At 46.9% G+C, this 4,962-nt stretch carries 1 protein-coding gene, 1 tRNA gene, 1 rRNA gene and 1 pseudogene; all 4 read left to right on the top strand.

Annotated elements, in window-relative coordinates:
- A pseudogene (locus tag WC259_RS07610) lies at positions 1 to 184 on the top strand (tryptophan--tRNA ligase); the annotation flags it as partial.
- An 821-nt stretch (positions 185 to 1,005) separates the two neighbouring features.
- The gene (locus WC259_RS07615) at positions 1,006 to 1,203 is read left to right on the top strand and encodes a hypothetical protein (RefSeq protein ID WP_372644033.1); all 198 of its coding nucleotides are present in this window, start codon (positions 1,006 to 1,008) and stop codon (positions 1,201 to 1,203) included.
- A gap of 481 nt (positions 1,204 to 1,684) precedes the next feature.
- Positions 1,685 to 1,760 (top strand) — tRNA-Ala (locus WC259_RS07620).
- A 110-nt stretch (positions 1,761 to 1,870) separates the two neighbouring features.
- Positions 1,871 to 4,962 (top strand): 23S ribosomal RNA (locus WC259_RS07625); the annotation flags it as partial.

Below are 4,962 nucleotides of genomic sequence, written 5' to 3' on the forward strand. Positions count from 1 at the left end.
GGTTAAAAATAAGCTTTTTGTGGCTTTGAACACATTCTTAACTCCAATTAGGGACAAACGCCGATACTACGAAGGACATATGGAAGAAGTGCTTGAGATTTTGTACGCAGGTAATAAAGTCGTTCAGCAAGAAGCCCAAGAGACTTTAGATAAGGTTCTCTCTGCACTAAAACTTATAAGATAAACAAAACAAGTGGTGAGAAAACACCACCGGAAGGGGCGTGTATCCCCAAATACCGATTTTCAATGTTTACAATTAAAAGTATGACAGCAGAGCGTTTTATGTTGTAATAGCAACCAGGAATTTGTGTTGACTGGCTTAGGTAATTTTATGGCGTAACTACAATCAGAAAACCACCTTACACCCCCAAAAGTATGTAAACATTCAAAAATGCCGTTTTAGAGTGTTTGAGAAATTCGGCGCTCGTCAGTCGTTATCCACCGCAACCAGTAATTCCATATTATTAACTTCTTCGGATATTACTTAGGTTGATGTATTTTTAGGTAGATTCGCTCCTTGTTTGGTTAGTTCTTACGCTTTTGCAAACCTATACGCCACCCTAGTATTGTGCAACCCGCAACCAACGCTCATTAAAAGATCATCGAAGTCTTTTTTGGCATCTCTGTATACATCGGTTATGCGTCTGAATCTTTTGACACCACACATTGCTTTTTCTACGGATACTCTAAAGCGGGAAAACAGCTTGTTTTGGCTCTTCTCCAACTCGGTTAACTCTTCCCGTTAGGTTTTTTGAATGGCAGGTTAATGGTTGCTCCAGTAATCTCCAACCGTTTGAAGCCATTGTCACATAGAATGAGTATGATTTTTCCACCTCCGGGCGGACGGTTAGATAAGATATAGGTTGTTAGTTATAGTGGGGCACTTCGATCATGGACTTCTCTACGACCTATAGTAATTTGCAAAAATTGTTTTTTTAGCGTAAAATTTCCTCGTCACAAGCGTGGTGGCGCCTTTCACACTTCTTAAAACATGGAGGTAGGGCTATGAAAGAGTTTATGTTTTACTTGAGCGCCACAATGACGCTCGTCGGTTTTACCGTGGGGTTTTACGGCGGGATAAGTATCTTCACTGGGGCATGCCTGACGAGGAAACCCGAGACCGAGAAAGTAGCCGCCAGGCTCATGCTTTGGTGTTTGGTGCCCACGGTCCTTGGAACGGTCGGAATGCTTGTCTTTGTCTGAGTTCAACAGGCGCATCGATGATACAGTAGATATTTGACTGTAGATTCGGGGCGCCTGATATGTATCGATGGGGAAAGTAGTAACATTGTTCTTTGTACAAGGCTTAATGTTTAACATGACAGACAGTGGAGCTCACTACTGGGTTCATGTACTTATGCCAATTTTGGATAAGACGCTGGGATTCACTCACGCCAAACCTAATCGCAAGGTTGGGACGAGAACCAGCTTTGGAGTTGCTTTGCCCTATATGTGATGAGGCAGAATGAGGGAATCTCCCCAGTGCAGCCAACGAACCCGAAGTCTAGTCGGTTGGTAGTATTGACAGAAACCCGCGCAAATGATAAGTTGAACTCCACGGAATGGAAAGGTTCACCCTTCTTTCTGCTTATCGTTCTAGCGATATGGCGGGATTGAATATGAAGCTCTGAATCCTTCACAAATTTATTGCTCGCAAGAGTACCATATACGGACCTAGGCCTTAGGGCCTGTAGCTCAGTTGGCAGAGCATCGCGTTTGCATCGCGGGGGTCACGGGTTCGATTCCCGTCGGGTCCACCATTGAAAAGCGCATAACAAGCGTAAAGAACCTTGAAAACCAAATAGAAGACAGAATGAAAAATTTCATGTAAATCGTCTTAGGTATTTGTCCGTTAGGATAAATATCTGTAACAAAAAGAACTTAATGTACACGGAGGATGCCTTGGGTTTTTGCGGCGAAGAAGGACGCGTCAGGCTGCGTTAAGCTTCGGGAAGCTGTCAAAAAGCGTTATACCCGGAGATGTCCGAATGGGGAAACCCCGCCTACAGCAATGTAAGGTGACCACTTGCTAAAATTTTCTGTCGCAAGACGGATCTATAAGCATTTAGGAGCAAACCCAGTGAACTGAACCAACTTAGTAACTGGAGGAAAATAAACAAATATGCATTTCGTTAGTAGCGGCGAGCGAAAGCGAAGAAGCCCAAACTCGAGAATCTATACTGTCATCGTCATTTTGTGTAAGTACGCCGTATATGCTTTTATGCGAAGCGGTTTTGCATAAGGCGCGAATGTGAAGCTTCGCGCCGACGCAAAACCGTAAGCAGATAAGTCGTACTATGCAGGATGACGGTGATAGACTCGGGGGTGCGGACAACCCTATTCCCGCTTAAAGCGGGAGAGAAGTTACAAAGCATTTTCATAGGAGAATATTTCTGGAAAGTTAAGCCATAGAGAGTAATAGCCTCGTATCCGAAATGAAAATGCCTTCTTGGGTTGATCCAGAGTAGCATGGGACACGAGAAACCCTGTGTGAAGCTGGCTTGACCATAAGCCAAGGCTAAATACGCAAAAACACCGATAGTGAACTAGTACCGTGAGGGAAAGGTGAAAAGAACCCCTGTTAGGGGAGTGAAATAGAAACTGAAACCGTGTACAGACAAGCTGGCAAAGGCAGCCCGCAAGGGTTTGCTAATGCCGTGCCTATTGAAGAATGAGCCAACGAGTTAATTCTGCGCGCTTGCTTAAGTCGTTAAGCGACGCAAGCCTAGGGAAACCGAGTCTTAAAAGGGCGACTGTGCGTAGAATTAGACCCGAAGCCAGGTGAGCCAATCATGAGCAGGTTGAAGTCCGCCGAAAGGCGGATGGAGGACCGAACCGGTGTATGTTGAAAAATGCTCGGATGACTTGTGATTAGTGGTGAAACGTCAAACGAACCTGGTGATAGCTGGCTCTCCCCGAAATATATTTAGGTATAGCCCTGCGTCTCCGCCTCTGGCGGACGATCCAATGAGAGGTAGAGATACTGGAAAGAATTGGGGCCCGCAAGGGTACCCATTCTTACCAAACTCCGAATGCTTATTGGTGGTGCAGGAGTCAGCAATGGGGAGCAATTTCCTGTTGCAAGAGGGAAACAGCCCGGACCATCGACTAAGGTCCCTAATTTCTGCTAAGTGGGCAAGGTAGTGGAACTGTTTAAACAGCTAGGAGGTTGGCTTAGAAGCAGCCATCCTTTAAAGAAAGCGTAACAGCTCACTAGTTTAACGGTTTTGCGCCGACAATTTAACGGGGCTAAGCAGAAAACCGAAGTCGTGGCTTTGTTCGCTACATGCGGGCAAGGGGTAGGGGAGCTTTGATGTCGTCTCTTAAATGGGACATAGCTGTGAAGGTGTGTTGTAAAGCATGCTGGAGCGTCATCAAGTGAGTATGTTGGCTTGAGTAACGAGAGCAGCCTGAAAACGGCTGCCGCCGTAAGTCTAAGGTTTCCTCCGCTATGTCAGTCATCGGAGGGTTAGTCGGTCCTAAGGTAAGGCCTAAAGGCGTAGCCGATGGACAGCAGGTTAATATTCCTGCACTAATGTAGAACCGCTTAACCAATGGAGCGACGGCGCGCGGTAAATTAAGCCGGTTAAAGATTCCGGTCCAAAAAGTTAGCTAGTTTCCGTAGGCAAATCCGCGGGAACGATGGAGAAGTCCTGAACGTGAGCTTATGGAAAGACTCTTAAGTGAGTCAATTTAATTGAGTCGTGCGTCCAAGAAAACCTTCTAGGAAGGTTTTACATTATCCGTACCACAAACCGACACAGGTAGACGGGTAGAGAATACCAAGGCGATCGAGTGAACTGTGATTGAGGAACTAGGCAAATTACATCCGTAAGTTAGCAAAAAGGATGCCCGCTGGCGTGCAAGCAAAGGCGGGGGCACAGAAATGGCTCAAGCGGCTGTTTAACAAAAACACAGATCTCTGCTTAACTCGTAAGAGGAGGTATAGGGGTCGACGCGTGCCCAGTGCCCGTAAGTCAAAACCTGCGGTGAAGTCCTATTTATTTAGGATCAGCTTTGGGTCTAAGCTCGGGTGAACGGCGGTCTTAACTATAAGGATCCTATGGTAGCGTAATCCCTTGTCGGGTAAGTTCCGACCCGCACGAAACGCGTAACGACTTGAGCACTCTCTTAATCACAGGCTCGGTGAAATAGAACTACCGGTGAAGATGCCGGTTACTTGCTGTTGGACAAAAAGACCCCATGGAGCTTTACTGTAACTTGACATTGGTAAGTTGTTTTAATTGTGTAGGGTAGGAGGGAGATTTTGCATCGAAAGTTGCAAGATCGACGATGAAACACCTCTCTGTTAAAGCGGCAAGCCTAACTATCCCGCATTACCTGCGGGGAGGACAATGTTTGGCGGGCAGTTTAACTGGGGCGGTTTCCTGCTAAAAGGTAACGCAGGAGCACAAAGGTTCCCTTATCCCGGATGGAAATCGGGATGCAAGCGTAAAGGTATATGGGAGCTTAACTGCAAGACACACAAGTCGCGCAGTTGCGAAAGCAGGTCTTAGTGATCTTCCGAGTGCCATATGGGTGGCCCGGAACTTATCGGATAAAAGTTACCCTGGGGATAACAGGCTGATCCTACCCGAGCGTTCACAGCGGCGGTAGGGTTTGGCACCTCGATGTCGTCTCGTCGTATCCTGAGGCTGGAGTAGGTCTCAAGGGTTGGGCTGTTCGCCCATTAAAACGGCGCGTTGATGGGTTCAGAGCGTTGTAAGACAGCTCGGTCTCTTTCCACAGCAAGCGTATGAGTTCTGAGGGGGGTTGGTCGTAGTACGAGAGGACCCGACTGAACGAACCTCTGGTGTACCAGTTGTCGTGCTAACGGCATCGCTGGGTAGCTATGTTCGGTTGAGATAAGCGCTGAAAGCATCTAAGCACGAAGCTCGCCCCAAGATTAGAACTCTTTCCCGCAAGGGGACGCAACTCATAGGAGACTACTATGTTGATAGG

Source organism: Dehalococcoides sp. (genome assembly GCF_041654235.1).
GTDB classification, from domain to species: Bacteria; Chloroflexota; Dehalococcoidia; order Dehalococcoidales; family Dehalococcoidaceae; genus Dehalococcoides; species Dehalococcoides mccartyi_B.

Excerpts from the sequence above, each read along its gene's own strand:
- WC259_RS07615 (WP_372644033.1), top strand. The coding sequence starts at position 1,006 with ATGAAAGAGTTTATGTTTTACTTGAGCGCCACAATGACGCTCGTCGGT.